Below are 27,000 nucleotides of genomic sequence, written 5' to 3' on the forward strand. Positions count from 1 at the left end.
CCCTACGAGCGCGTCGGCTCCGCGGCGGCGGGCCGCCCGCCGAGCTCGCCCTCGCCCGTGCGGTCGCCCTCGCCGCCCTGGCCCTCCGGGCGGATCACCGCGATCGGCCCGGAGTCCGCGAACGCGAGGCCCCAGTCCGACCGCGCCACCTCGCTGGTCTCGTCGCGGTAGGCCTCGATCAGCTCGTGCGCCTCGGCCTCGGTGGCCACGGTCGGCCCCGAGCCGAGCAGCGGCTCGTTCGCGGTCTCCTTCGTGAACCACACGGCGACGAGGCCGATCACGGCGGCCGCCATCAGGTAGAAGGCGGGGATGTCGTGGGCCCAGCCGAAGCCGCGGCCCTCGGCCCAGACGACGAGCGCCTCGGTCGCGAGCGGGGTCGTGCCGCCGAAGAGCGACACCGACACGTTGAAGGCGATCGCGAGGGCGCCGTAGCGGATGATCGTGGGGAAGAGCGCGGGCAGCGTCGACGGCATGGTCGACGTGAACGTGACGAGCACGAGGCCGAGCACGAGCAGGCCCGCGAACGACAGCACGCCGTTCTCGCTCTGCACCATGCGGAGCGCCGGGAACGACAGCACCAGGAAGCCGATGCAGCCCGCGAAGAGCACGGGGCGCCGGCCGAAGCGGTCGCTGAGCCGCCCGCCGAAGGTGATGACGAGCATCATCAGCACCATCACGACGATGATGAAGAGCAGCCCGCTGGTCGCGTCGCGCCCGAGGGTGTTCGACAGGTAGGTCGGCATGTACGACAGCAGCATGTAGTCGGTGACGTTGAAGACGAGCACGAGGCCGACGCAGACGAGCAGGGCGCGCCAGTTCTCGCGGAAGAGCGCCAGGAGCGGCACCTTCTGGTGCTCGCGCTCGGAGGCCTCCGCCTGCTGCTTCTGGAAGGCCGGGGTCTCCTCCAGCTTGAGCCGCAGGTACAGCCCGATCAGGCCGAGCGGGCCCGCGACGATGAACGGGATGCGCCAGCCCCAGCCGAGCAGGGCCTCCTCGCTCAGGCCGAGCTGCAGCGCGGTCACGAGGGAGGCGCCCAGCACGTAGCCGCCCAGGGTGCCGAACTCGAGCCACGAGCCCATGAAGCCGCGTCGCTTGTCGGGCGAGTACTCGGCGATGAAGGTGGCGGCGCCGCCGTACTCGCCTCCGGTCGAGAAGCCCTGCAGGAGTCGCGCCAGCAGCAGCAGGATCGGTGCCCACACCCCGATGGTCGCGTAGGAGGGGATCAGGCCGATCGCGAGCGTGCCCGCGGCCATCAGGATCATCGTCATGGCGAGCACCTTCTGCCGACCGATGCGGTCGCCGAGCGGGCCGAAGAAGGCGCCGCCGATCGGCCGGACGACGAAGGCGGCCGTGAAGGTGCCGAAGGTGAAGAGGATGTTCAGGGCGTCGTTCCCGGGCGGGAAGAAGACCTGGGCGATGGTGGTGGTGATGTACGCGTAGACGCCGAAGTCGAACCACTCCATGGCGTTGCCGAGGGCGGCCGCGCTGACGGCGCGCTTGAGCATCGACTCCTCGACGACGGTGACGTCGTCGGTGGTGAGTTCTCGACGACGGGGCGTCGGGGCGTTCTTCCTGGCTGACATGGTGCGAGTACCTCCGGATCGGGGGACGGAGCGCGACCGCGGTGTCGGGCAAAAACCCACGAAACCTAGCAGCGCTGCGCCGGAGCCGCCAGTGCGGTGACTGCAACCCTGCGCTGACCGCACGTTTCCCTGGCGGCCGTGTCGGCCCGCGTACACTGACCTGGTCCACATCCAGGCGTCTCACCACCGACACGGCGCCGCCCACAGAACCGGAGTCAGCCCATGACGTCACCGATGCCCGACAAGCCCGCCCTCGAGGGCCTCGAGTCCCGCTGGGGCCAGGTCTGGGAGACCGACGGCACGTACCGGTTCTCGCGCACCGAGGCGACCCGCGACTCCGTGTTCTCCGTCGACACGCCCCCGCCGACCGCCTCGGGCAGCCTGCACATCGGCCACGTCTTCAGCTACACGCACACCGACGTCAAGGCGCGCTTCGAGCGCATGCGCGGCAAGAGCGTCTTCTACCCCATGGGCTGGGACGACAACGGGCTGCCGACCGAGCGCCGCGTGCAGAACTTCTACGGCGTGCGCTGCGACCCGTCGCTGCCCTACGACGCCGACTTCACGCCGCCCTTCGAGGGCGGCGACGGCAAGTCGTCGAAGGCCGCCGACCAGGTGCCGATCTCGCGCCGCAACTTCGTCGAGCTCTGCGAGCGCCTGACGGTCGAGGACGAGAAGCAGTTCGAGGACGTCTGGCGCAAGCTCGGCCTCTCGGTCGACTGGACCCAGAGCTACCGCACCATCGACGACCGCTCGCAGGCCATGGCGCAGAAGGCCTTCCTGCGCAACCTCGCCCGGGGCGAGGCGTACCAGGCCGACGCGCCCACCCTGTGGGACGTCACCTTCCGCACCGCCGTCGCCCAGGCCGAGCTGGAGGACAAGGAGATGCCGGGGGCGTACCACAAGCTCGCCTTCCACCGCACCGACGGCCAGGGCGACGTGCTCATCGACACGACGCGCCCCGAGCTGCTGCCCGCCTGCGTCGCCCTCGTCGCGCACCCCGACGACGAGCGCTACCAGGCCCTCTTCGGCACCACCGTGCGCTCCCCCCTCTTCGACGTCGAGGTCCCCGTGGTGGCGCACCACCTCGCGCAGCCCGACAAGGGCTCCGGCATCGCGATGGTCTGCACCTTCGGCGACACGAACGACGTCGCGTGGTGGCGTGAGCTGCAGCTGCCGAACCGCGCGGTGATCGGCTTCGACGGCCGCTTCGTCAGCGAGGCCCCGGCCGCGATCGAGTCCGAGGCGGGCCGCGACGCGTACGCCCAGCTGGCCGGCAAGACGGTCTTCAGCGCCAAGCAGTCAGTGGTCGAGCAGCTGACGGCCTCGGGCGAGCTCGTCGGCGAGATCCGGAAGATCACGCACCCCGTCAAGTTCTTCGAGAAGGGCGACAAGCCCCTCGAGATCGTGTCGACGCGCCAGTGGTACATCGTCAACGGCGCCCGCGACGAGCAGCTGCAGCAGTCGCTGCTCGAGCGGGGTCGCGAGGTGTCGTTCCACCCTGACTTCATGCGCGTGCGGTACGACAACTGGGTCAACGGCCTCAACGGCGACTGGCTCATCTCGCGTCAGCGCTTCTTCGGGGTGCCCCTGCCCGTCTGGTACCCGCTCGACGCCGACGGCAACCCCGTCTTCGACGACGTGATCGTGCCCGACGAGGCGTCGCTGCCCGTCGACCCGTCGAGCGACGCGGCCCCCGGCTACGACGAGTCGCAGCGCGGCGTGCCCGGCGGCTTCCAGGGCGAGCTCGACGTGATGGACACCTGGGCGACCTCGTCGCTCACCCCGCAGCTCGCCGGCGGCTGGGAGACCGACCCGGAGCTGTTCGACCTCGTCTTCCCGTACTCGCTCCGCCCGCAGGGCCAGGACATCATCCGCACCTGGCTGTTCTCCACCGCCCTGCGGTCGCAGCTCGAGCACGGCACGGTGCCGTGGACGAACGCCTCCATCTCGGGCTTCATCGTCGACCCCGACCGCAAGAAGATGTCGAAGTCGAAGGGCAACGTCGTCACCCCGGCGGCCATGCTCGACGACCACGGCTCCGACGCGGTCCGCTACTGGGCGGCCTCGAGCCGCCTCGGCACCGACGCGGCCTTCGACCCGCAGAACCCGAAGCAGATCAAGATCGGCCGTCGCCTCGCGATCAAGGTGCTCAACGCCGCGAAGTTCGTGTACTCGTTCGAGCTGCCCTCGGGCGAGCACCGCGTCACCGAGCCGCTCGACCGCGACCTGCTCGCCGAGTTCGCCACGGTGATCGGCGCCGCGACGGACGCGCTGGAGGGCTACGACCACGCCCGGGCGCTCGAGATCACGGAGAAGTTCTTCTGGACCTTCTGCGACGACTACCTCGAGCTCGTCAAGGAGCGCGCGTACGGCGCGACGACGCCGGCCGAGCAGGCCTCGGCCGTGCTCGCCCTGCAGACCACGATCGACGGCCTGCTGCGCCTGCTCGCCCCGTACCTCCCGTTCGCGACGGAGGAGGTCTGGTCGTGGACCCACGACGGCTCGGTGCACCGCGCCTCCTGGCCCACGGCGGCCGAGCTCGGCGAGGTCGAGCAGCCCACGGGTCTGCTCGCGCTCGTCGGCGAGGCCCTGATCGGCGTGCGACGCGCCAAGTCGGACGCGAAGGCGTCGCAGAAGACCCCCGTGGTCTCGGCGACGATCGCGGCCCCGGCCGCCCAGCTCCCCGTGCTCCGCGGGGCGGCCTCCGACCTCGCGGCGGTCGGCAAGATCCAGTCGCTCGAGTTCGTCGAGGGCGAGGCGCTGGCCGTCGCGGCCATCGAGCTCGGCGAGCTGCCCGAGGCCCCGGCCCCGGCGGCGGGCGCCTGATGCAGCTCGGCACGCGGTGGAGCGTGGGAGGCGCGGCGCCGGCCGCCCTCCCCGCCCCGGTCGTCGGGGCGGTCGCCCAGGTCGAGCGCGAGCTCGCCGAGCAGGGCGTCGACGCCACGACCTGGCGCTGGACCCTGACCTACCTCGAGCACCGCCCGGTGGTCGAGCTCGACGACGGCACGACGATCCGCGTCGACGCCGTCACGGGCGAGGCCCGCATCCACGAGGCCGACGACGAGGGCACCGACCCCGACGCCTGAGCGACGACCGGCCCGGAGCCCGGGGCGGGCGCCGGTCAGGCGTCAGGCGTCAGGCGTCAGGCGCGAGCGATCATCTCGCCGTGCGGCATCATGAGCACGCCGTCCGGGGCGTCCCGCCAGGCCCGCCAGGCGTCGGCGATCGCCTGGAGCTCGGCGGCGGTCGCGACGCCCCGCGCGACGGCGTCGGCCGCGAAGGCCGACTCCGTCGCCCGCGCCGCCCAGCTGTCGCCCCACCAGGTGCGCTCGTCGTCGGTCGAGAAGCACCACGAGGAGGCGGTGCACGAGACGTCGGTGAAGCCCGCCTCGAGCGCCCAGCCCCGCAGGGCCCGCCCCGCGTCGGGCTCGCCGCCGTTGCCGCGGTGCACCTGCTGGTAGACGTCCATCCACCGGTCGAGGCCGGCCGAGGCCGGTGCCCAGACGGTGCCGTGGTAGTCGACCTCGCGGGCCGCGACCACTCCCCCGGGCACGGTCACCCGGCGCATCTCGCGGAGGGCCGCGACGGGGTCGCCGACGTGCTGCAGCACCTGGTGCGCGTGCACGACGTCGAACGAGTCGTCGTCGAAGGGCAGCGCGAAGACGTCGGCGACGACGACGAACTCGACCGTGTCGACGCCCCGCTCGGCGGCGAGCGCCCTGGCCTGCTCGACGACGATCTCGGCCGCGTCGACGCCGACCACGCGGCCCGGCGCGACGCGCTCCGCGATGTCGACCGTGATCGTGCCGGGCCCCGACCCGACGTCGAGCACGCGGCGGCCCGGCACGAGCTCGGCCTCGAGGTAGGCGGCGCTGTTCGCCACGGTGCGCCACGCGTGGCTCCGCAGCACGCTCTCGTGGTGGCCGTGGGTGTACGTGGCGGGGGCACCGGGGCGTGAGCTCATGCGGGGACTGTACCGCGCCTCCTCGGGGCTGCCCTCCCCCGTGACGCCGCGCGGCCCGCCCGCCCCGGCGGGCGGGCCGCTCGTAGGGTGGGCGCATGACGAACCCGTTCCTCGAGCCGAGCCCGCTGCCGTACTCGCTGCCGCCCTACGCGACCATCACCGACGACGACTTCGCCCCGGCATTCGAGGCGGGCCTCGCCGAGCACCGCGCCGAGGTCGAGGCCGTCGCCGCCGACCCGGCGCCCGCGACGTTCGAGAACACGATCGCGGCGCTCGAGCGCGGCGGGGCCGTGCTGACCCGCGTCGGGCACGTCTTCTTCGACCGGGCCTCGAGCGACTCGAACGCCACCACCGACGCCCTCGAGCTCGAGCTCGCGCCGAAGCTAGCGGCCCACGACGACGCGATCCGCCTCGACCCGCGCCTGTACGCCCGCGTGCGCGCCGTGGCCGACGCGGTCGAGCGCGGCGACGACGACGTGGCCGGCCTCGACGACGAACAGCGCTACCTCGTGCACCGCACGCTGCGGTCGTTCGAGCGGGCGGGAGCGGGCCTGGGCGACGCGGAGAAGGCTCGCCTGCGCGACCTCAACGGCCGCCTGTCGACCCTCACCACGCAGTTCGAGAAGCACCTCCTCGCCGACACGAACGACCTCGCCGTGGTCGTCGACGACGTCCGCCAGCTCGACGGGCTCAGCGACGGCCAGGTCTCCGCCGCGGCCGAGGCCGCCCGCGACCGCGGCCTCGACGGGCGCTGGGTGATCACCCTCGTGCTGCCGACCGGGCACCCGTGGCTGGCCGACCTCACCGACCGCGACCTCCGCGACCGGGTGATGCGCGCCTCCCTGGCCCGGGGCCGACGCGGCGGCGAGCACGACACCCGAGCCCTCCTGCTCGAGATCGTGCGGCTCCGGGCCGAGAGGGCCGAGCTGCTCGGCCACCGCGACCACGCGTCGTGGGTCACCGCCGGCGAGACGGCCGGCAGCCCGCTGGCCGTCGCCGACCTGCTCGGCCGGCTCGCACCGCCCGCGGCCGCGAACGCCCGGGCCGAGTTCGTCGAGCTGCGGGCCGCCGCGGGCCGGCAGGAGGTCGCCGCGGCCGACTGGGCCTTCTGGGCCGACCGCCTCCGGGCCGAGCGCTACGACGTCGACACGACCGCGATGCGCGACTACTTCGAGGCCGAGCGCGTGCTGCACGACGGCGTGTTCTTCGCGGCGTCGCAGCTCTACGGCCTCGAGTTCGCCGAGCGCCCCGACCTGGTCGGCCCGCACCCCGACGCGCGGGTCTTCGAGGTGACCGAGGGGGGCGGCCGTCCCGTGGGCCTGTACGTCCTCGACCTGTACACGCGCGACTCCAAGCGGGGCGGGGCGTGGATGAACCCGCTGGTCTCGCAGTCGGCGCTGCTCGGGCTGCCGCCGGTCGTGGTGAACAACCTCAACGTGCCGAAGCCCGCGGCGGACTCGCCGACCCTGCTGACCCTCGACGAGGTCACCACGCTCTTCCACGAGTTCGGGCACGCCCTGCACGGCCTGCTCGCCCGCGTGACGTACCCGACGTTCTCGGGCACGAACGTCTTCCGTGACTTCGTCGAGTTCCCGAGCCAGGTCAACGAGATGTGGATGCTCTGGCCCGAGGTGCTCGAGAACTACGCCGTGCACCACGAGACGGGCGAGCGCATGCCGCAGGACCTCGTCGACCGGCTCGTCGCGTCGCGGGCCTTCAACGAGGGCTTCGCCACGAGCGAGTACCTCGCGAGCGCCCTGCTCGACCAGGCGTGGCACACGCTCACCGCCGCGGAGGCCGCCGCCGTCACCGACGTCGAGGCCTTCGAGCGGGAGGCGCTGGCCGCGGCGGGCCTGGACCTCGCGCCGGTGCCCCCGCGCTACTCGAGCACCTACTTCGCCCACACCTTCTCGGGCGGCTACGACGCCGGCTACTACTCGTACATCTGGAGCGAGGTGCTCGACGCCGACACCGTGGAGTGGTTCGAGGAGAACGGCGGGCTCAGCCGGGCGGGCGGCGACCGGTTCCGCGCGCGGCTGCTCGGCGTCGGTGGCTCCCGCGACCCGCTCGAGGCCTACCGCGACTTCCGCGGCCGCGACGCGCGGGTCGAGCCCCTGCTGGAGCGCCGCGGCCTCGCCTGACGCCCCGCGGCGCCGCCGGGCGCCCCGCGGCCTGGCCTGACGCCCCGAGGCGCCACCGGGCGCCCCGCGGCGCTCAGGCCCCGTCGTGCAGCCGCGCCAGGGTGTTCTCGACGCTGCAGTAGACGGCGCGCGCCGTGGCCGTCCAGTCGTTGTCGACGAGGTCGAGCGTGCTGCCGCCGACCGCGGCGTAGAGCCCCACCGCGTCGGCACGGCTGCCGGGCGTCGCCACGTACCGGGTGCGGACGATGAGCGCCGAGTTGTCGTGGTGGCGGACGTCGATCACGCTCGGCCGCTGCGTCGTGCGGCTCGTCAGCCCGGTGACGAGGGTGTCGACGACGGTCAGGTCGTGGTTGCCCGTGTAGATGTTGAGCGCCCGGGCGATCGACCCGTTCAGCACCGAGCGGGCGACGACGAGCCCTGAGGTGAAGTAGACGCAGACCGCCGCGTCGAGGGTGTCTCCCCCGTAGCCCGTGACGGTGTTGTCGAGGATCGCCCCGGTGCCCTCCTCGACGGCCGTGCCCGAACCGAACCCCGCGCCCTTGAAGACGATGCCGTTGCGCGGCACGGCGAGCGTGCCCGCGTCGACGGTGTTCGACGCCACCACGCAGTCGAGCGGCGCGTAGGTGGTGGCACCGTCGGGGCTCTTGCAGGGCACGACGGCGATCCCCACCGCACAGCCCGTCAGGCGGTTGCCGACGATCGTGACCTCGCGCCCGCCGTGCGTGTCGATGCCCTCCCAGAGCGGCACGTCCGAGACGACGTTGTCGGCCACCGTGATCCGCTCCGAGCGCGGCGCGACGTCGATCGACTGGTTCCAGTACCGGTTCACGGCGATGCCGTACGAGTTCGGGAACGACCCCGACTGGTGCACGCCCGTGACCTCGTTGCCCCGCACCGTGCCGTCGAGGCAGGAGAACAGCATCACGCCCGCGTACGCGAGGTCGGTGAGCACGTTGCCGTCGACCGTGAAGTCGCGCACGTGCTCGAGGTACACGGCGCCGTACGAGAAGCGCGAGATCGAGCAGCCCGACACGCGCAGCCGTCGCACGGGAGCCCCGACCGTCGCGACCACCTCGACCCCGCGGGCCTTCCCGCTCGTCGCGGAGCCGGACCCGACCACGGTGGCTCCCCGCAGCGTGACGTCGTCGGCCCGGACGACGAGGGCGCTGACGTCCCGGGTCGTCCGCAGCTCCACGCCGGCCTCGAAGAGCAGGGTCATCGGGCGGTCCACCACGACCGGCACCGCGGTCGTCTCGGACCGGTCGACGACGAGGGTGCCGTGAGCCTCCGTGCCCGCGATCGCCGCCGCGAGCGTCGCGGAGGCCGACGAGCGACGCACCCCCGACGGGGCCCCGGGAGTCGCGGTGCCCGCTGCGCCGGGAGCCCCGGTCGCCGGGGCGGTCGGCTCCCCCACCGCGTGGGCCGCGTCGCCGCGACCGACCGGGCTGCTCGCCAGCACCCCGGCCCCGAGCGTGCCGAGCGCGGCGGCGAGCATCGCCCTCCGGCCGAGCCGGCCTCCCGTGTCGGCGCTGCCCCGCAGGTCGACCGGCCCCGACGACGGCCCCGACATGTCGTCGGGTGCCGTGTCGGGGGTGACCCCGTGACCACGCCGCACATCGTCGACTCTTACATCACTCACGCTTTCATGCACGATCCACGCTAACACTGACCGTCGAGGCGGGGGAAGAGCCCCGAAGGGGGCAGGACGACGAAGAGCCCGACCTCGTCGGTCGGGCTCTCCGGGCGACGTCGGCCCGCGGGGCTGTCGACGTCGAGGGCTGCGCGCTAGGCGGACTTCTCCGTGCGCTGCTCGACGAGGCGCGGAACGATGGTCGGCGCCGCGTTCTCCATGACGGAGGCGCGGGTGACGACGACCTTGCCGACGGTGTCGTCGGAGGGCACGTCGAACATGATCGGCCCGAGGACCTCTTCCAGGATGGCCCGGAGCCCGCGGGCCCCCGTCTGGCGGAGGACGGCGAGGTCGGCGATCGCCTCGAGGGCGGCGCTGTCGAACTCGAGCTCGACGCCGTCGATCTCGAACATGCGCTGGTACTGGCGCACGAGGGCGTTCTTCGGCTCGGTCAGGATCTGCATCAGGGCTGCCTGGTCGAGCTGCGTGACCGTCGTCACCACCGGGAGGCGGCCGATGAACTCGGGGATCAGGCCGAACTTGTGCAGGTCTTCGGGGAGGACCTCGCTGAACAGGGCCGCCTCGTCCTCCTTGCTGTGGAGGGGAGCCCCGAAGCCGATGCCGCGCTTGCCGGCCCGGTTGCTGATGATGTCCTCCAGGCCAGCGAACGCTCCGGCGACGATGAAGAGGACGTTGGTGGTGTCGACCTGGATGAACTCCTGGTGCGGGTGCTTGCGACCGCCCTGCGGCGGGACGGACGCGACGGTGCCCTCGAGGATCTTCAGCAGGGCCTGCTGGACGCCCTCGCCCGACACGTCACGGGTGATCGACGGGTTCTCGGCCTTGCGGGCGATCTTGTCGATCTCGTCGATGTAGATGATGCCGGTCTCGGCGCGCTTGACGTCGTAGTCCGCCGCCTGGATGAGCTTGAGGAGGATGTTCTCGACGTCCTCGCCGACGTAGCCCGCCTCGGTCAGGGCCGTCGCGTCGGCCACCGCGAACGGGACGTTGAGGCGCTTGGCGAGGGTCTGGGCGAGGTACGTCTTGCCGCAGCCCGTCGGGCCGATCAGCAGGATGTTCGACTTCGAGATCTCGACCTCGTCGGCGAGCGACTCGGCCGCCGTCAGCGTCGACGCGGCACGGATGCGCTTGTAGTGGTTGTAGACGGCCACCGAGAGGGCGCGCTTCGCGGCGTCCTGCCCGATGACGTACTCCTCGAGGAACGAGTAGATCTCGCGGGGCTTCGGCAGGTCGAACTCGCTCGTGGGCTCTTCACCGGCCTCGGCCAGGCGCTCCTCGATGATCTCGTTGCACAGCTCGACGCACTCGTCGCAGATGTAGACCCCGGGGCCCGCGATGAGCTGCTGCACCTGCTTCTGGCTCTTGCCGCAGAAGGAGCACTTGAGCAGATCTGCGCTCTCACCGATCCGTGCCATGCCCGGCCTCCCTGTCAGCTGGTCGTCGACCCCTGTCGGCCGTCGTCCCCCGAGCCTAACCCGATCGTCCGACACTCCCGCACCCGCACCGCCCTGCGGGCCGGATCGACCCGCGCCGGGCGCACCGGGGAGGACGACGAAGGACCCCGGGCGCGTGCCCGGGGTCCTCCGACGTCGTACCTGACCGGCGGTGGCCGGTCGGTGCAGGGGTCAGCGCGTGAGCGCCGGCTGGTTCTTGCGCGAGGTGAGCACCTGGTCGACGAGGCCGTAGGCCAGCGCCTCCTCGGCACCCAGGATGTTGTCGCGCTCGATGTCGCGGTTGACCTCTTCCGGCGACTTGTTCGAGTGCTTCGAGAGGGTCTCCTCCAGCCAGGTGCGCATGCGGAGCACTTCCTTCGCCTGGATCTCGATGTCGGACGCCTGGCCGCCGCTGCTGCCGCCGGTCGCGGGCTGGTGGATCAGCACGCGGGCGTTGGGCAGGGCGAGGCGCTTGCCGGGCTGGCCGGCCGCGAGCAGCACGGCCGCGGCGGACGCCGCCTGGCCGAGGCACACCGTCTGGATCTCGGGGCGGATGTACTGCATCGTGTCGTAGATGGCCGTCATGGCCGTGAACGAGCCACCGGGCGAGTTGATGTAGAGAGTGATGTCGCGGTCGGGGTCCATGCTCTCGAGCACGAGCAGCTGGGCCATGATGTCGTCGGCCGAGGCGTCGTCGACCTGCACGCCGAGGAAGACGATGCGGTCCTCGAACAGCTTCGCGTACGGGTCCTGGCGCTTGTAGCCGTAGGCCGTGCGCTCCTCGAAGCTCGGCAGGATGTACCGGGAGCTGGGGGCCTGCAGTCGACCCGCGCCACCCATCATCGGGAGTTCCATGAGTTCTTCTCTTTCTGTGCTGATGATCGGGTGGGGGCTAGTCCTGGTCGGTGCCGGCGCCGCCGATGACGTCGGTGGCCGAACCGCGGATGTGGTCGACGAAGCCGTACTCGAGGGCCTCCTCGGCGGTGAACCAGCGGTCGCGGTCGCCGTCCTCGTTGATCTGCTCGACGGTCTTGCCCGTCTGCGCCGCCGTGATCTCGGCCAGGCGCTGCTTCATCGAGAGGATGAGCTGGGCCTGGGTCTGGATGTCGGAGCTGGTGCCGCCGAAGCCGCCGTGCGGCTGGTGCAGCAGGACGCGGGCGTTCGGCGTGATGTAGCGCTTGCCCTTGGTGCCGGCGGTGAGCAGCAGCTGGCCCATCGAGGCGGCCATGCCGATGCCGACGGTCACGATGTCGTTCGGCACGAACTCCATCGCGTCGTAGATGGCCATGCCCGCCGTGATCGACCCGCCGGGCGAGTTGATGTACAGGTAGATGTCCTTCTCGCTGTCCTCAGCGGCGAGGAGGAGGAGTTTCGCGGCGATCTCGTTGGCGTTCTCGTCGCGCACCTCGGACCCGAGCCAGATGATGCGGTCTTTGAGCAGTCGGTCAAAAACACTGTTGGGCAGTGTCACGTCGGCCATGGTGGAGCTCCCATTCGTTGTCGCTTGCTGTTGAACCTATCGGGTGCAACGCGGCACTTCCGGGCTGTTCGCCCACGGCAATAACTGACTGCCGGCCGCGCCCCGGAGACGACGGAGGGCCGGGTGCAGATGCACCCGGCCCTCCGGTCGTCACGCCCGATCAGGCGTGGTCGTGACCCTCGTGGTCGTCGTCGTCGCCGCCGACGCCCGCCGTGGCGGTGAAGGCGGACAAGTCGACCTCGGCGCCCTCGCCGTCGACGACCTTCGCCTTCGACAGCACGACCGCCAGGGCCTTGCTGCGGGCGACCTCGCCGACCATGGCCGGGATCTGGCCGTTCTGGTCGAGCACCTTGATGAACTCGCCGGGCTCCATGCCGTACTGCGCGGCGCCCTGGATCAGGTACTGGGTGAGCTCGTCCTGCTCGACCTTGACCTCTTCCTTCTCGGCGATCGCGTCGAGGAGGATCTGGTTGCGGAAGGCCTTCTCGCTGCTCTCCTTCACCTCGGCACGGTGCTCCTCGTCCTCGAGGCGGTTCTCCTGCTCGAGGTGACGGTGCACCTCGTCCTCGACGAGCTTCTCCGGGACGGGGATCTCGACGGCCTCGAGCAGCTTCTCGACGACCTGGTCACGCGCCTGGGCGCCCTGACCGAAGGTCTTCGACTTGGCCAGCTGCTCCTTGAGGTCGCCCTTGAGCTCGTCGATGGTGTCGAACTGGCTGGCGATCTGCGCGAAGTCGTCGTCGGCCTCGGGCAGCTCGCGCTCCTTGACGGCGGTGACGGTGACGGCGATCTGAGCCGTCTCGCCCTCGCGGTCGCCGCCGAGCAGCTTCGACTCGAAGGTGGTGCTCTCACCGGCGGTCAGCGACTCGAGGGCCTCGTCGATGCCCTCGATGAGCTCGCCGGAGCCGATCTCGTACGAAATGCCCTTGGCCGAGTCGACCTCGTCGTCGCCGATGGTGGCGGTGAGGTCGATCTGGGCGAAGTCGCCCGTCGTCGCGGGACGGTCGACCGTGACGAGCGTGCCGAAGCGCGTGCGCAGGTTCGACAGCTCTTCGTCGACCTCCTCGTCGGAGATCTCGACGCTGTCGACCGTGAGCTCGAGGCCCTCGTAGTCGGGCAGGTCGAAGTCGGGGCGCACGTCGACCTCGACGGCGATCGTCAGGTCGCCCGAGAAGTCCTTGACGTCGGGCCAGGCCACGACGTCCGCCTCGGGGCGGCCGAGGACGCGGATCTCGGTCTCGGCGACGGCCTCGCGGTAGAACTTGTCGAGGCTCTCGCTGACCGCGTGGTTCAGGACCTCTTCGCGACCGACGCGCTGATCGATGATGGGCGGCGGCACCTTGCCCTTGCGGAAGCCGGGGATGTTGATCGACTCGGCGATGTGACCGTAGGCGTGCGTGACGCTGGGCTTCAGCTCGTCGGGGGTGACGACGATGTTGAGCTTGACGCGCGTGGGGCTGAGCTTCTCAACCGTGGTCTGGACCAATGTAGGGCTTCTCCTGTGTTGGTGGCGCTGAACTCACGACCGAGACAGCGGGGGTAGACGACTGTCGGGGCGACAGGACTCGAACCTGCGATCTTCCGCCCCCAAAACGGACGCGCTAGCCACTACGCTACGCCCCGTGCATCACCTGACTCGGCCCGCCCCCGGTCACCCCGTTGAGGTCGGGTGGGAACAGGCCTCGGTGAGTCTAGCCGACCCACGGCCGCCCGTGACTGAGCGGGCCGAGCCCATGGTTTATAGTTGGTGCCACCGCTGCGGCACGGCCGCTCCGGGGATGTAGCTCAATGGTAGAGCCTCAGTCTTCCAAACTGATGGCGCGGGTTCGATTCCCGTCATCCCCTCGTATGGGTTCGACGCCTCCGGCGTCCGTCGCCTTCGGCGACGTGAATGAATCTTCCTCCGGGCGTTGTTCTGCCTCGTCCGTCGCGTAGGCGACGCCGATGTCGTGCTCGGTCGGCGCCTCCGGTGCAGGTCGCGTTCGCGCGACCCTGCGGGCCCTCGGTCAGCGGTCGAGGGGGGCGAAGTAGGCGTCGAGGGGGGAGGCGCGGAGGGCGTCGCCGAAGAGGGTCGCGCCGGCGCGGGTGAAGTGGACGCGGTCGGGTGACAGCAGGGCGCCCGCGTCGTCCGTGATCGGCGTGCGCCCGTCGCGCCACAGGGGGCTCCACGACACGTAATGCTCGGCGGGCACGAGGGCCGACGAGCTCGCCTCGCGCTCGGCCACCCACCCCGGCAACCGGTTCGTCAGGCCGGTACGGTCGTCGCCGCGGCGCTGCACCACCCAGTTGAGGTTGTCGCCGAAGTTCTTCGGCCCGCCGTAGAAGACCGCCTTGCCCTCCGCCGTCATGCTCGCGAGCTCGCCTCGCAGGCAGGGCTCGTACTCGTCGCCGATCGACACCAGCACCACGTCGGCGCCCGACCAGAGCGCCGACCCCTCGAGCTCGGGGTTCGCGGCGAGGAAGCAGACCCCCGCGTCGAAGGACGGGCCGTGCAGGTGCCGCAGCTCGAGGTCGGCCCGCGGGTACGTCTCGAGCACGCTGTTCGCCAGGTCGCGCGACCAGCTGTCGCCCACCACGAGCACGTTCGTCGCGCCGGGCCGGTCGAAGGGCTCGCGGCCCGTCTCGCTGATCCGCCGGTTGTAGTCGATCGAGGCCTCGGCCGGGTCCTCGCCGAGCCGTGCGGGCAGGCCGCCCGACCCGGCGAGCACGGCTCCGGCGACGACGACCACCGCGACTCCCCCGCCCACCACCGGCACGAACCGTCGGAGCGACATCCGCGCGGGGCGGCGGAAGGGCTCCTCCACGAACCGCCACGACAGCCAGCCCACGCCCAGCGCGACGGCCATGAGCACGACGAAGAGCCAGGCCGGCGGGGCCTCCGGCGTCAGCACGCGGGCGAACACGAAGAGGGGCTGGTGCCACAGGTAGACGCTGAAGGTGACGACCCCCACCGCGACGAGCGGCCGGGCCGAGAGGAGGCGCGTCACCGGCGACCCGGAGCGCGCGAACGCGATGACGAGCGCCACGCCCGCCACGGCCGCCGCCACGACCGGCAGGCGGAACCCCTCCTCGGCCGGGGCGCCGACCAGCGAGGCCACGACGAGGCCCAGGCCGAGCAGCGCGAGCCAGCGCGCCCGGCCGTCGGGCACGGCGACGAGCCAGCGCCACCCCCGACGAGCACCCACCGCGAGCAGACAGCCGACGAGGATCTCCCACGCCCGCGCGGGCAGGAGGTAGTAGGCCGAGTCGACGTCGACGAGCCCCTGGTGCAGGGCCAGGGCGAGGCTGGCGAGCGTCGCCGCGACCAGCGCGATCGTCCGCACCCGGGCGGGCACCCGCGGAGCGACGACGAGCACGAGGGGGAAGAGCAGGTAGAACTGCTCCTCGACGCCGAGGCTCCAGGTGTGCAGGAAGGGCTTGAAGTCGGAGGCGAGGTCCCAGTAGCCGGAGGTCAGCCAGAGCAGCACGTTGTTGCCCGAGGCCAGCGTCGCCACGAGCGACTGCCCGTAGTTCTCGAGCTCGTCGGGCAGCATCACGAGCACGGCCACGGGGAGGGTCGCCAGCATGACGACGACGAGGGCGGGGAGGATGCGGCGGGCCCGGCGGACGAGGTAGCGACCGACCCCGAAGCGCCCGAGGTCGCGGTCGCGCAGCGCGATGCTCGTGGCGAGGTAGCCGCTGATCACGAAGAAGAAGTCGATGCCCGAGCCGCTCAGCCCCCGGAACCCCGCGTGCGACCACATCGTCGTGAGGATCGCGACGGCCCGGAGCCCGTCGAGCTCGGCACGGTAGCGGAAGGGGACCATGGCGGGCTCTCCGTTCGTCGAGGAGCCCGACCGGGCCCACAGACCGGACAGTCTAATATGTCTCATGACGGCCGTGATGACCACGATCCGGAGAGTCATCCCTGCGGCGTACGTGGGGGCCGCCGCGATGCGGCACGATCGACCCATGGACCGCGCGACCCCCGCCCGCGTCGCGCTCGTGGGCGCGGCGCTGGCCCTGCTGACGACCGGCTGCTCCGCGGGGGCCGTGACCACCGCCTCCCCCGCTCGGGTCTCCGCGGCCGCGCCGGGCGCGGCCAGCACGCTCGTGCCCGTCGCGGCGGGCGACGGCCACGGCGTCCGGGTCGCGATCGTGGGCGACTCGCTCACGGCCGGCGGCGGTCGCCTGCTCAGCGACGGGCTCGACGCCGACACGTGGATGACGTACGCGCAGGGCGACGGCGTCGAGTACGTCGGCGGCTGGGCGCGGGGCGGCAGCACGGTCGAGCAGCAGGCCGCCGCCGTGCAGCCCGTCGCCGACGTCGACGTCCTCGTGCTGATGTCGGGCACGAACGACGTGCGCACGGGAGTCTCGTTCTCGGCGGCCCGGGCGTCGTACGAGTCGATCATCGACACCGTCGGCGCGCGCGAGGTCGTCGTGGCCGCCATCCCCCCGTACGACCGCGACCCCTCGGCCGCCGCCCGCTACGAGCGCGACCTCGAGCGCTGGGTCGCGACGACCGACCACGTCTTCGTCGACCCGTGGCGCACCGTGCGCTCGGGCGAGGCCTGGGTGCCCGGGGCCAGCGTCGACGGCATCCACCCGACCACGGCCGGCTACGAGCGGCTCGGCCGGTCGCTCCGCGAGACCATCCTCGACGTCGGCGCCGCCCCCGAGGTGCTCCGGGCCGACGAGGGGCCGGTCGAGGGCACGCCCGACGGGGTCGCGCCGGGGAGCGTCGACGGCGGCAGCTGACCCCCGGGGAGGCGCGGTGCGGGTCGCGCCCCGCCCGCCCCTAGTGCTGCAGGTAGGCCAGCACCGCCAGCACGCGGCGGTGGTCCGTGCCGCTGTCCTCCAGCAGGAGCTTCTGGAAGATCGACGTGACGTTCTTCTCGACGGCGCCCGTGCCGATCACGAGCTGTGCGGCGATCGCCGCGTTCGTGCGGCCCTCGGCCATGAGGGTCAGCACCTCGCGCTCGCGGGGCGTGAGGGCCGAGAGCGGGTCACTGCGGCGCCCGAGCAGCTGCGAGACGACCTGCGGGTCGAGCACGGTACCGCCGGCGGCGACGCGCTCGAGGGCGTCGCGGAACTCGTCGATCGACGCGATGCGGTCCTTCAGCAGGTAGCCGACGCCGCCCGAGCCCGACTCGAGGAGGTCGCGGGCGTAGGCGACCTCGACGTACTGCGAGAGCAGCAGGATGCAGGTCTGCGGGCGCCGGCGACGGATCTCGATCGCCGCCCGCACCCCCTCGTCGGTGTGGGTCGGCGGCATGCGGACGTCGAGCACGGCGACGTCCGGGGCGACGGCGTCGAGGTCGGCGAGCAGCGAGTCCGCGTCGCCGAAGGCCCCCACGACCGCCACCCCCAGCTCGTCGAGCAGCCGCACCAGGCCCTCGCGCAGCAGCACGGAGTCGTCGGCGACCGCGACGCGGAGGGCGGGGTCGAGGGGGCCGTCGGTCATCCCGGCAGTCTAGGGAGCCGTCGACCCGCCCGTCGCGCCTCGCCCTCGACCACGGCCCGCACCGCGGGGCAGCGGCTCGGTCACGGCGGTCGGCGACACGTCGGGCAGCGGCTCGGTCACGGCGGCGTACGGGGGCAGCGGCAGGGTGGGCGACGTGCCCGGCGTCGCCGCGGTCGGCGTCGGTTCCGCCGTGGTCGGGGAATGCGCCGAGAGAGGCGCGACCGAGCTGCCGAGGTCGGTCACCAGCGGGATGCTCACCGTCACGATCGTCGGGCCGCCCTGCGGGCTGGAGATGTCGAGGAACCCGCCGAGCCCCACGAGGCGCTCCTGCACCCCGGCGAGGCCGTGCCCGTCACGGAGGCCCGCGCCGCCGCGGCCGTCGTCGGTGACGACGAGCTCGAGCAGGGTGCCGACGCCGTCGGGGGCGGTGCGGGTGCGGAGCGCGAGGTCGGCCGAGCTGGCCTCCGAGTGCTTGCCGATGTTCGTCACGAGCTCCGACGCGATGAAGTAGGCGTTGCGCTCGATGTCGGCGGGCACCACCACGTGGGCGGGCACCCGGTTCACCAGCGTCGTCGAGATGACGGCGCGGTCGACGAGCGACTCGAGCGCGGCGACGAGGCCTCGGTCGAGCAGCAGCGGCGGGGCGAACCCGCGGGAGAGGGCGCGCAGCTCCTCGAGGGCCTCGCGGGACTGCACCCGCGCCTCCTCGATCAGGGCCTTGCTCTTCTCCGGGTCGACGTCGACGGCGCGGGCGGCGGCGGCGAGGTCCATCTGGAGGCGCACGAGCCGCTGCTGCGGCCCGTCGTGGATGTCGCGCTCGAGGCGACGGAGCGCCGTGCCCTCGGCGGAGAGCGCCGCGGTGCGCGAGATCTCGCGGTCGGCCAGCTCGACCTCGAGCTGCTCGGAGCGGAACCCGCCGAGCACGGCGGCGGCGATCGCCTGGTGCACCACGACCGCGGCGTGCACCACGTACGGGTAGACGAGCACGACGCCGGCGAAGACGGCGAGGGCCACGATCACCAGGGCGGCGGCCCCGCCGGCGCCGATCGCCGACGGCCAGTCGCCGAGCGGGAACGGGGTGACGGCGCCGAAGAACAGCACGATGCCGAGCACGAGCAGGAGGGGGCCGCCCAGCAGCAGGGCGAGCAGGAAGGTCGTCACGCCCGCGACGGTCGGGAAGATGATCAGCGCGTAGAGCAGGTACAGCCAGTAGTGCGGGTTCGCGAAGACCGACACGGCGCGGACGAAGCGCGAGCTCGACCGACCCCAGGCCGTGTTCGGGGTCCAGTCCACGGGGCGGATCGGGCGGTCGCTCGCCCAGCGCAGCCGGAGCACCTCGAAGGTGCCGAACCAGCGGGCCAGCCAGAGGGCGCCGAAGACGACCACGGCGAGGAAGAGGAGGGTGACGAGCGAGTCGCTCGAGCCGCTCAGCACGTGGAAGAACAGCGCGGCGCCCAGCGACACGATCACGACCAGCACCGCCGAGAGGGCCACGTAGCCGAGCTCGCGGGGCAGCTCGCGCCAGCGGCGACGGTAGCCGCCCGGGCGGGCGGGCGGCGACAGGTAGGGGTTCTGGACGGTGATGGGGCGCTCCTGGGTCATGGGACGAGCCTCGCGGGTCCGGGCCTCGCTCCCCATGGTGCCAGCGCCCGGACGCCCGGTGGGGTTATCCCCCGCTGCGACCCGGACGAGCGGCTCCGACGGGACGCAGGCCGGCGCCGGTGAGGGCAGGCGACCCTCACGAAGTGCAGCCTCAGCTTGCTTGCGGAATCCCCCCAGCCGAATAGCGTTGCACCCATCGTCTAGGAAAGGACTCGTCATGACCGATCTCCGCATCACCGTTCCCCAGGGCTCCGTCGACCCGGACGTCGCCGCCGGCGTCGCCCAGTTCCTCAGCCCGATCGTCACCGACCTGACCGCCCTCTCCGTCAACGGCAAGCAGGCGCACTGGCACGTCCGGGGCATCGCCTTCGTCGCCGTGCACGAGCTCATCGACGTCGTCGTCGACCACGCCCGCGAGTGGGCGGACCTGGCTGCCGAGCGCGTCGTCGCCCTCGGCCTCCCCGTCGACGCGCGCATCGAGACCGTCGCCGCGAAGACCTCGATCCCCACGACGTCGCCCGGCTTCAACCAGATCGACCGCACGATCGCCGAGCTGGTCGCCCAGATCGACGCCGCCCTGGTCGGCGTCCGCACCGCCATCGACGAGCTCGGCGAGCTCGACGCCTCCAGCCAGGACGTCGCGATCGAGATCTCGCGCGGCCTCGAGAAGGACCGCTGGTTCCTCGCGGCGCACGTCGCCGGCTGAGCCGACGTCGGCTGACCCCGGCACCTGCCTGACGAGAGGCCGCCGCCCCCACCGGGGCGGCGGCCTCCGTCGTCAGGGCGTGCGGTGCGTGAACCGGCCGCCGACGAGGGTCGCGGCGACCGGGAACCCGCGGAGGTCGTCGGCCGCGAGCGGGTCGGCCTCCGTGACGACGAGGTCGGCGACACGGCGCGCACGGACGAGCCCCTGCCCGTCGACCGAGGCGAGCAGCGCGGCCCGTGCCCCGATCCGCTGCTCGGGGTGCCAGGCGGCACGGCCGTCGCGCGACCGCGAGACGGCGGCCGCCATCGTCACCCACGGGTCGAGCGGAGCCACCGGGGCGTCCGACCCGAGGCGCAGCTCGACGCCGGCCGCGACGAGCGACGCCAGCGCGAAGGCACGATCGGTGCGGCCGACCCAGAGGGCGTCCGCGACGTCGCGGTCGTCCATCGCGTGCTCGGGCTGCACGCTGGCGACGACGCCGAGGCCGGCGAACCGCGCGACGTCGGACGCGTCCAGCAGCTGCGCGTGCTCGACGCTGCCGCGGCAGCCCACGGCCTCGAACGCGTCGAGGGCCCGCTCGTTCGCCCGGTCGCCGATCGCGTGCACGGCCGGCACGAGGCCCGCCGAGGAGGCGCGGCGCATCCACGCGACGAGGTCGCCCTGGTCGTAGCTCGCGACCCCGCTCGCGCCCGGACCGCTCAGCCCCGGGTACGGGTCGTGGCACCACGCGGTGCGCGTGTTGAGCGACCCGTCGGTGATGATCTTCGCCGGCCCCACCGTGACGAGCCCCCGGGTGCCCGGCACCACGTCGCCCGTGCGGAGCCCCCGCTCGACGGCCGCCTCGAGGTCGTGGGGGTAGACGCCGCAGCGCACCCGCAGCTGGTCGACGCCGCCCCGGACGCGACGGGCCCATCGGTCGAGCGAGAACGACATCTCGAGGTCGACGACGCCGACGACGCCCCGCGCGGCCGCGGCGGCGACGGCGTCGCCCACCCAGCCGTCGAGGACGGCGTCGCTGACCGCGCTGACGGCGGTCGAGACGGCGAAGGCGTCCTGCTCGCGCAGCAGGCCCGTCTCGTGGCCGGCGTGCCCGTGCGCGGCCAGCGCCGCGCTGTCGAGCCACGCCGCGTGCAGGTCGGCGCTGACCAGCACGACCGGCACGTCGCCGCTGACGGCGTCGAGGAGCGCCCGGTGCGGCTGGTCGGGCCAGAGCGCGTCGCGGAAGCCGTAGCCGACGAGAGGCTCCCCGGGCGCGGGCGGCGCCTCGCGGAGGCGCGCCCCGACGAGGGCCGCGGCCTCCGCCGCGCTGGTCGCCCCGCCGACGTCGAGGCGGCGGCGCACGAGCGCCCACTGGTCGAGGTGCGCGTGGGAGTCCCAGAGGCCGGGGCCGAGCCACCGGCCCTCGAGGTCGACGACCTCGGCGCCGACGGGCGACGCGAGCTCGCCCCGGGGCGCGAGCTCGACGACGACCCCGCCGTCGAGGAAGGCGTCGACGGGAGCGGAGCCGTCGGTGCCGACGAGGCGGGCGTTCGTCAGGAGGACGGCCCGCGCCTCCTCGGGCTCGGGGCTCATCGGGGGTGCACCCGGCGCATCTCGGCCGCGAGCGCCGGCTGCGCGTAGTGCTCGCCGTGCTCGAGCTCGGCGACGATGCGGTCGACGACCTCGGGCGGCTTGTTCTGGCTGAGCTTCAGGCGGGCGTCGAACCGGGTCACGCGGAGTCGGACGCCCACCGTGCCGCGGGCGACCCGGCGCGCCCCCTCCTCGTCGAGCTGCAGGGAGCTGGGCTCGGGCATCACGCGCTCGAAGTGGTCGACGAGCTCGCCGAGCACCCGGAAGTTCTCCTCGTCGGAGAGGACCTCGGGGGTGGCCCAGAGATGGGCGGTGACGTGGTTCCAGGTCGGGATGATCTGCTCCGCCGGGTACCAGCCGGGCGAGACGTAGCCGTGCGGGCCCTGGACGATGATCATCACCTCGCCCTGGCCCAGCTCGAGGCTGCGCTCGTCGGGGCGGCCGACGTGGCTGACGAGCGAGAGCGACCCGTCGTCGGTCTCCTCGAGGACGACCGGGTAGTGCGACGCGACCAGGCCCTCCGCCGTGTGGGCCACGATCGTCGCCCAGGGGTTCTCGCGCACGAGGCGCGCGACCTCGGCGACGTCGGACAGCACGAAGTGCGGGGTGTGCCTCATGCGACCGAGCCTGTCAGACCTGGTCGACCGGGCACCAGTAGAGCTTCCGCCCCGCGGCCATCTCCATCACGACGTTCGTGCCGCAGACCCGGCAGGGCAGGCCCTCGCGGTGGTAGACCCAGTGGCGGTCGGCCCGGCTGCGCAGCGCCTTCGCGTGCTGCGCCTTCGTCAGGCCGTCCATCGTCATCATCTGGCCGAGCTCGACGCCGCTCTTCAGGAGCTTCGTCCAGTCCTTGTACAGGGCCCTCAGGACGTCCTCCGGCACCTGGTTGCCGGGGGTGTGCGGGTCGAGACGGGCGCGGAAGAGCAGCTCGGCCCGGTAGATGTTGCCGATGCCGCTCACGACGCTCTGGTCCATCAGCAGCAGGCCGATCGGCGTGCGCTTCTTCCGCACCGTCGTGACGAACCGGTCGCTGCCCTTCTTCGGGGAGTCGACCAGAGGGTCGGGGCCGAGTTTCGCGACGGCGGCGTCGACGCCCGCGTCGTCGAGGACCTCGCACTTGGTCGGGCCTCGCAGGTCGCCGACCGCCGTCTCGCTCAGCAGGCGCACCCGCACCTGGCCGACGGGCTCGGGCGGGAACGACTCGATGTCGTCCTCCGCCTTCTCCTGCTCGGCCATGCGCACGCGGCTGCGGCGCGGCGCCCCGATGCTCGCCATCGAGTGCTCGCCGTCGTCGTCGGGGGCGTTCTCGGCCTTGCGGGTGGCGGAACGCCGCGTGCGCGACTCCGCCATGGAGGCGCCGGTCGCGATGTCGCCCGCGAAGTCCCAGGCACCGTAGAGCCCGAGGTGCACGTGCAGCCAGAGCCCGTTGTCGAACTCGAGGAACATCTGCTTGCCGACCGCCTTCGCGTCGACCATGGTCGCGCCGTCGAGCTTCTCCGCACCGGCGGTGAAGCGGCCCTGGGGCGAGCTCACCGCGACGCGGTGGCCGACGAAGGTCTGGGCGAACTGGTTGGCGATGCGGTGGACGGAGTGGCCCTCGGGCACGCGTCGCCCCTAGTCGACCGGGTGGCCGGCGATGGCCCCGGTCGTCTCGTACTCCGCGAGCTGCGCGATGCGGCGGACGTGGCGCTCGTCGTGCGTGAACGGCTCGGCCACGAAGGCGTCGATGAAGGCCAGGGCCTCCTCCTCGGTGTGCTGGCGCGCACCGATGGCGATGACGTTGGCGTCGTTGTGCTGACGCGCCAGCTTCGCCGTGGAGTCGTTCCAGACCAGCGCGGCCCGGACCCCCTCGACCTTGTTCGCGGCGATCTGCTCGCCGTTGCCCGACCCGCCGAAGACGACGCCGAGGGCCTCGTGCCCCGCCCGCTGGTCGCGAACGACGGCGCGGGCCGCGGCGATGCAGAAGGAGGGGTAGTCGTCGAGGGGCTCGTAGCTCGTCGGCCCGTGGTCGGTGACGTCGTGGCCGGCCCGGCTCAGGTGCTCGATGACCGTGGTGCTGAACTCGAGACCGGCGTGATCGGTCGCGACGTGGATGCGCATGACCTCGATCCTAGGACGGCGTCAGTCGAAGATCGGACCGACGGTGCGGGTCCGCTTGATCTCGAAGAAGCCGGGGTACGAGGCCGCCGCGACGACGCCGTCCCACAGGGTCAGCGCGACCTCGCCCTTGGGGGCGGGCGAGATGACCGGGCCGAAGAACGCCGTGCCGTTCACCGCGATGACGGGCGTGCCGACGTCCTGCCCGACGCGGCCGATGCCGTCGAAGTGGCTGGCGCGCATCTGCTCGTCGAACTCGTCGGTGTCGGCGTGCCGGGCGAGGTCGGCGGGGAGGCCAACCTCGGCGAGCGCCGCGGGGATGACGACGTCGGCGTCGGTCTCGCCGCCCGGGTGGATGCGCGTGCCGAGCGCGTCGTAGAGGGGCTTGACCACCTGCTGGCCGTGGAGCTCGCCGGCCGCCGTCACGAGGCGCGTGTAGCGGAGCATCCGGGCGAACATCGAGCGGTACTCGTCGCTCACATCGGCGTCCTCGTTCAGCACCGCGAGGCTCATGACGTGGAAGGTGACGTCCAGGTCGCGGTGCGCGGCGACCTCGTCGACCCAGCGGCTCGTCATCCAGGCCCAGGGGCAGGAGGGGTCGAACCAGAAGTCGACGGTGGTGTGGGGGGCAGGGGCGACGGTGTCGGTCATGCACCCAGTCAACACCTGTGCCGGAGGGCGCACCTCTGGGGCCGGCGGCGCCCGCCGGGCCGCGGGCCCCAGGTCTAGGCTCGTCGGCGGACCACGAGTCCGCCATGGACACCTGAAGACGGATGGAGCAAGCGTGCCCGGAGAGAACCTGACCCGAGTCGAGGCGCAGGAGCGCAGGAGCGTCGTCGACGTTCAGTCGTACGAGATCGAGCTCGACCTCACGCGGGGTGCCGAGGTCTTCGGCAGCTCGACGACCGTGCGCTTCACCGCGACGCCCGGTGCCTCGACCTTCATCGACGCGCTGACGCGCACCGTCCACTCGGTCACGCTCAACGGCGCGGCGCTCGACGTGGCCGCGGTGAACGACGGCGTGCGGATCCAGATCGCCGACCTCGCGGCCGAGAACGAGCTCGTCGTCGTCGCCGACGCCGAGTACACGAACACGGGCGAGGGCCTGCACCGCTTCGTCGACCCCGTCGACGGCGAGGTCTACCTGTACTCGCAGTTCGAGGTGCCCGACAGCCGCCGCGTCTTCGCGGTGTTCGAGCAGCCCGACCTCAAGGCGACGTTCCAGTTCACCGTCACCGCGCCGGCCCGCTGGGAGGTCGTGAGCAACCAGCCGACCCCCGAGCCCGCCGTCGACGGCGACGTCGCGACCTGGGCCTTCTCCCCCACCCCGGTGCTCTCGAGCTACATCACCGCCGTCATCGCGGGCCCCTACGACGTCGTGCGCAGCGAGCTCACCAGCTCCGACGGCCGGACCATCCCGCTCGGCATCTTCACGCGCCGGTCGCTCACCGAGCACCTCGACGCGGACTACATCTTCGAGAAGACGCGCCAGGGCTTCGCCTACTACGAGGAGAAGTTCCGGTACGCCTACCCGTTCGAGAAGTACGACCAGCTCTTCGTGCCGGAGTTCAACGCCGGCGCGATGGAGAACGCGGGCGCCGTGACGTTCGTCGAGACCTACGTCTTCCGCAGCAAGGTGACCGACGCGATCAAGGAGCGCCGGGTCGTCACGATCCTGCACGAGCTCGCCCACATGTGGTTCGGCGACCTCGTCACGATGAAGTGGTGGAACGACCTCTGGCTGAACGAGTCGTTCGCCGAGTGGGCCTCCACGATCTCGACGGCCGAGGCCACCGAGTGGACCGAGGCCTGGACCACCTTCCAGGCGATGGAGAAGAGCTGGGCCTACCGCCAGGACCAGCTCCCGTCCACCCACCCCGTCGTCGCGACCATCAACGACCTCGAGGACGTCCAGGTCAACTTCGACGGCATCACCTACGCCAAGGGCGGCTCGGTGCTGAAGCAGCTCGTCGCCTGGGTCGGCATCGACGCGTTCTACGCCGGCGTCGCCGCGTACTTCCAGAAGCACCACCACTCGAACACCGAGCTGAGCGACCTGCTCGTCGAGCTCGAGGCGACCTCGGGCCGCGAGCTCACGAGCTGGAGCGAGAAGTGGCTCGAGACGGCGGGCGTCAACACCCTCCGCCCCGAGATCGAGACGGGCGCCGACGGCGTCGTCACGGCGTTCGCCGTCCTGCAGGAGGCGCCCGCCGACTACCCGACGATCCGCCCGCACCGTCTGGCGATCGGCCTCTACGACCTCGACGGCGACGCCCTCGTGCGTCGGCACCGGGTCGAGATCGACGTCGACGGGACCCGCACCGAGGTCCCCGAGCTCGTCGGCCAGCACCGCGGCGCGCTGGTGCTCGTGAACGACGACGACCTGGCCTACGCCAAGATCCGCCTCGACGAGGCCTCGCTGGCCACGGCCCTGGAGCACCTCGCGAAGATCAGCGACCCCCTGGCCCGCGCCCTCGTCTGGGGCTCCGTCTGGGACGCCACGCGCGACGCCGAGACCGCGCCGCGCGACTACGTGCGCCTGGTGCTCGACAACATCGCGACCGAGACCGAGTCGACGACCATCCGCACGACGCTCGCGCAGCTGGCTCAGACGGCGCGGGCCTACGTCGACCCCTCGACCCGCGCCTCCACCGTCACGGAGGTCGGCGACGGTCTCTGGGCGCTGGCGCAGCGGGCCGAGGCCGGCTCGGACGCGCAGTTCCAGTTCGTCAAGGCGTTCGCCGGCATCGCGTCGACCCCCGAGCACGCGGCGACGCTGCAGGGCCTGACGGACGGCTCCGTGGCGCTCGACGGCCTCACCGTCGACACGGACCTCCGCTGGGAGCTGCTCGAGGGCCTCGTGCTGGTCGGCGCCGCGGGCACGGCCGAGATCGACGCCGCGCTCGAGGCCGACAACACGGCCAACGGTGCCCAGGCAGCGGCCCGTGCCCGGGCGACCATCCCCACCACCGAGGGCAAGCTGGCCGCCTTCCGGTCGATCGTCGAGAGCTCGGAGCAGCCGAACGCCATCGTCCGCGCGACCGCCCAGGGCTTCGTCCACACGAACGACCCCGCGATCCTGCAGCCGCTCGTCGAGCCGTACTTCGCCGCGCTGACGACGATCTGGGAGTCGCGGAGCTACCACATCGCCGACACGCTGGTCTCGGGGCTGTACCCGTCGCCCCTGGCCGATCAGGCGCTGGTCGACAGCAGCCGTGCCTGGCTCGAGGCGAACCCGGGCGTGCCGGCCCTGCGTCGCATCGTGAGCGAGAGCGTCTCCGGCGTCGAGCGTGCCCTGCGCGCCCAGGCGGCCGACGCCTCCTAG

At 72.3% G+C, this 27,000-nt stretch carries 21 protein-coding genes and 2 tRNA genes; 7 read left to right on the plus strand and 16 right to left on the minus strand.

Annotated features, from left to right (window positions below):
• Nucleotides 1-2 precede the first annotated feature (2 nt).
• A complete protein-coding gene (gene proP, locus IFT72_RS07360; RefSeq protein WP_192046040.1) occupies nucleotides 3-1,583 on the minus strand; it encodes a glycine betaine/L-proline transporter ProP in 1,581 nt (526 codons plus the stop codon).
• A 222-nt stretch (nucleotides 1,584-1,805) separates the two neighbouring features.
• On the opposite strand from proP, the gene valS reads away from it, so the two are divergent.
• Nucleotides 1,806-4,412 carry a valine--tRNA ligase gene (valS, locus tag IFT72_RS07365; RefSeq protein WP_244634307.1) on the plus strand — a complete coding sequence of 869 codons (2,607 nt, stop codon included), beginning with the start codon at nucleotides 1,806-1,808 and terminating at the stop codon, nucleotides 4,410-4,412.
• Complete coding sequence (locus tag IFT72_RS07370) at nucleotides 4,412-4,672, plus strand: hypothetical protein (RefSeq protein ID WP_192046041.1); 261 nt, start codon at nucleotides 4,412-4,414, stop codon at nucleotides 4,670-4,672. Before valS ends, IFT72_RS07370 begins: the two co-directional genes overlap by 1 nt.
• Nucleotides 4,673-4,728: 56 nt before the next feature.
• Here the strand turns inward: IFT72_RS07370 and IFT72_RS07375 are convergent, their stop codons facing one another.
• Nucleotides 4,729-5,550, minus strand: coding sequence for a methyltransferase domain-containing protein (locus tag IFT72_RS07375; protein WP_192046042.1), 822 nt, complete (start codon nucleotides 5,548-5,550; stop codon nucleotides 4,729-4,731).
• Nucleotides 5,551-5,645: 95 nt separating this feature from the next.
• On the opposite strand from IFT72_RS07375, the gene IFT72_RS07380 reads away from it, so the two are divergent.
• The gene (locus IFT72_RS07380; protein ID WP_192046043.1) at nucleotides 5,646-7,691 is read left to right on the plus strand and encodes a M3 family metallopeptidase; all 2,046 of its coding nucleotides are present in this window, start codon (nucleotides 5,646-5,648) and stop codon (nucleotides 7,689-7,691) included.
• Between the two features lie 73 nt (nucleotides 7,692-7,764).
• On the opposite strand, the gene IFT72_RS07385 is transcribed toward IFT72_RS07380, so the two are convergent.
• The 6 genes from IFT72_RS07385 to IFT72_RS07410 form a co-directional block, all read right to left on the minus strand.
• Complete coding sequence (locus IFT72_RS07385) at nucleotides 7,765-9,330, minus strand: right-handed parallel beta-helix repeat-containing protein (protein ID WP_192046044.1); 1,566 nt, start codon at nucleotides 9,328-9,330, stop codon at nucleotides 7,765-7,767.
• Between the two features lie 146 nt (nucleotides 9,331-9,476).
• A complete protein-coding gene (clpX, locus tag IFT72_RS07390) occupies nucleotides 9,477-10,757 on the minus strand; it encodes an ATP-dependent Clp protease ATP-binding subunit ClpX (protein ID WP_056056451.1) in 1,281 nt (426 codons plus the stop codon).
• 210 nt (nucleotides 10,758-10,967) lie between these two features.
• Entirely contained in the window at nucleotides 10,968-11,630 is a 663-nt protein-coding gene (locus IFT72_RS07395; protein WP_056056452.1) for an ATP-dependent Clp protease proteolytic subunit, read from the minus strand.
• Nucleotides 11,631-11,667: 37 nt separating this feature from the next.
• Complete coding sequence (locus IFT72_RS07400) at nucleotides 11,668-12,255, minus strand: ATP-dependent Clp protease proteolytic subunit (protein WP_056056453.1); 588 nt, start codon at nucleotides 12,253-12,255, stop codon at nucleotides 11,668-11,670.
• A 160-nt stretch (nucleotides 12,256-12,415) separates the two neighbouring features.
• Nucleotides 12,416-13,741, minus strand: coding sequence for a trigger factor (tig, locus tag IFT72_RS07405; protein WP_192046045.1), 1,326 nt, complete (start codon nucleotides 13,739-13,741; stop codon nucleotides 12,416-12,418).
• A gap of 64 nt (nucleotides 13,742-13,805) precedes the next feature.
• Nucleotides 13,806-13,878 (minus strand) — tRNA-Pro (locus tag IFT72_RS07410).
• 151 nt (nucleotides 13,879-14,029) lie between these two features.
• On the opposite strand from IFT72_RS07410, the gene IFT72_RS07415 reads away from it, so the two are divergent.
• Nucleotides 14,030-14,100: transfer RNA gene (locus IFT72_RS07415), tRNA-Gly, on the plus strand.
• 161 nt (nucleotides 14,101-14,261) lie between these two features.
• Here IFT72_RS07415 and IFT72_RS07420 read toward each other — a convergent pair.
• Nucleotides 14,262-16,160, minus strand: coding sequence for an acyltransferase (locus tag IFT72_RS07420; RefSeq protein ID WP_192046046.1), 1,899 nt, complete (start codon nucleotides 16,158-16,160; stop codon nucleotides 14,262-14,264).
• A 46-nt stretch (nucleotides 16,161-16,206) separates the two neighbouring features.
• Here IFT72_RS07420 and IFT72_RS07425 point away from each other — a divergent pair, with 46 nt between their 5' ends.
• On the plus strand, nucleotides 16,207-16,995 hold the full coding sequence (locus tag IFT72_RS07425) for an SGNH/GDSL hydrolase family protein (RefSeq protein ID WP_185233153.1): 789 nt from the start codon (nucleotides 16,207-16,209) through the stop codon (nucleotides 16,993-16,995).
• Between the two features lie 40 nt (nucleotides 16,996-17,035).
• Here IFT72_RS07425 and IFT72_RS07430 read toward each other — a convergent pair whose 3' ends face one another.
• Both IFT72_RS07430 and IFT72_RS07435 read right to left on the minus strand, forming a co-directional pair.
• Complete coding sequence (locus IFT72_RS07430; protein ID WP_056056457.1) at nucleotides 17,036-17,701, minus strand: response regulator transcription factor; 666 nt, start codon at nucleotides 17,699-17,701, stop codon at nucleotides 17,036-17,038.
• Between the two features lie 9 nt (nucleotides 17,702-17,710).
• Nucleotides 17,711-19,303, minus strand: coding sequence for a sensor histidine kinase (locus IFT72_RS07435; RefSeq protein ID WP_192046047.1), 1,593 nt, complete (start codon nucleotides 19,301-19,303; stop codon nucleotides 17,711-17,713).
• A gap of 217 nt (nucleotides 19,304-19,520) precedes the next feature.
• Here IFT72_RS07435 and IFT72_RS07440 point away from each other — a divergent pair, with 217 nt between their 5' ends.
• Nucleotides 19,521-20,009 (plus strand): Dps family protein, encoded by a 489-nt coding sequence (locus IFT72_RS07440; protein WP_056056459.1) that lies wholly within the window; start codon nucleotides 19,521-19,523, stop codon nucleotides 20,007-20,009.
• Nucleotides 20,010-20,081: 72 nt separating this feature from the next.
• Here IFT72_RS07440 and IFT72_RS07445 read toward each other — a convergent pair whose 3' ends face one another.
• The 5 genes from IFT72_RS07445 to IFT72_RS07465 are packed head-to-tail and all read right to left on the minus strand — an operon-like array spanning nucleotide 20,082 to nucleotide 24,326.
• A complete protein-coding gene (locus IFT72_RS07445) occupies nucleotides 20,082-21,581 on the minus strand; it encodes an amidohydrolase (protein WP_192046048.1) in 1,500 nt (499 codons plus the stop codon).
• Entirely contained in the window at nucleotides 21,578-22,195 is a 618-nt protein-coding gene (locus tag IFT72_RS07450; RefSeq protein WP_192046049.1) for an FMN-binding negative transcriptional regulator, read from the minus strand. The genes IFT72_RS07445 and IFT72_RS07450 overlap by 4 nt, the downstream gene beginning before the upstream one ends.
• 13 nt (nucleotides 22,196-22,208) lie before the next feature.
• On the minus strand, nucleotides 22,209-23,183 hold the full coding sequence (locus IFT72_RS07455) for an Fpg/Nei family DNA glycosylase (protein ID WP_185233169.1): 975 nt from the start codon (nucleotides 23,181-23,183) through the stop codon (nucleotides 22,209-22,211).
• 9 nt (nucleotides 23,184-23,192) lie between these two features.
• A complete protein-coding gene (locus IFT72_RS07460; RefSeq protein ID WP_056056463.1) occupies nucleotides 23,193-23,678 on the minus strand; it encodes a ribose-5-phosphate isomerase in 486 nt (161 codons plus the stop codon).
• A 21-nt stretch (nucleotides 23,679-23,699) separates the two neighbouring features.
• Nucleotides 23,700-24,326: a DsbA family protein gene (locus IFT72_RS07465; protein WP_056056464.1), complete on the minus strand. Its 627-nt coding sequence runs from the start codon at nucleotides 24,324-24,326 to the stop codon at nucleotides 23,700-23,702.
• Nucleotides 24,327-24,459: 133 nt separating this feature from the next.
• Here IFT72_RS07465 and pepN point away from each other — a divergent pair, with 133 nt between their 5' ends.
• A complete protein-coding gene (gene pepN / locus IFT72_RS07470; RefSeq protein ID WP_192046050.1) occupies nucleotides 24,460-27,000 on the plus strand; it encodes an aminopeptidase N in 2,541 nt (846 codons plus the stop codon).

Origin of the sequence: Frigoribacterium sp. CFBP 8754 (assembly GCF_014841815.1) — a bacterium.
Classification (GTDB): Bacteria; Actinomycetota; Actinomycetes; order Actinomycetales; family Microbacteriaceae; genus Frigoribacterium; species Frigoribacterium endophyticum.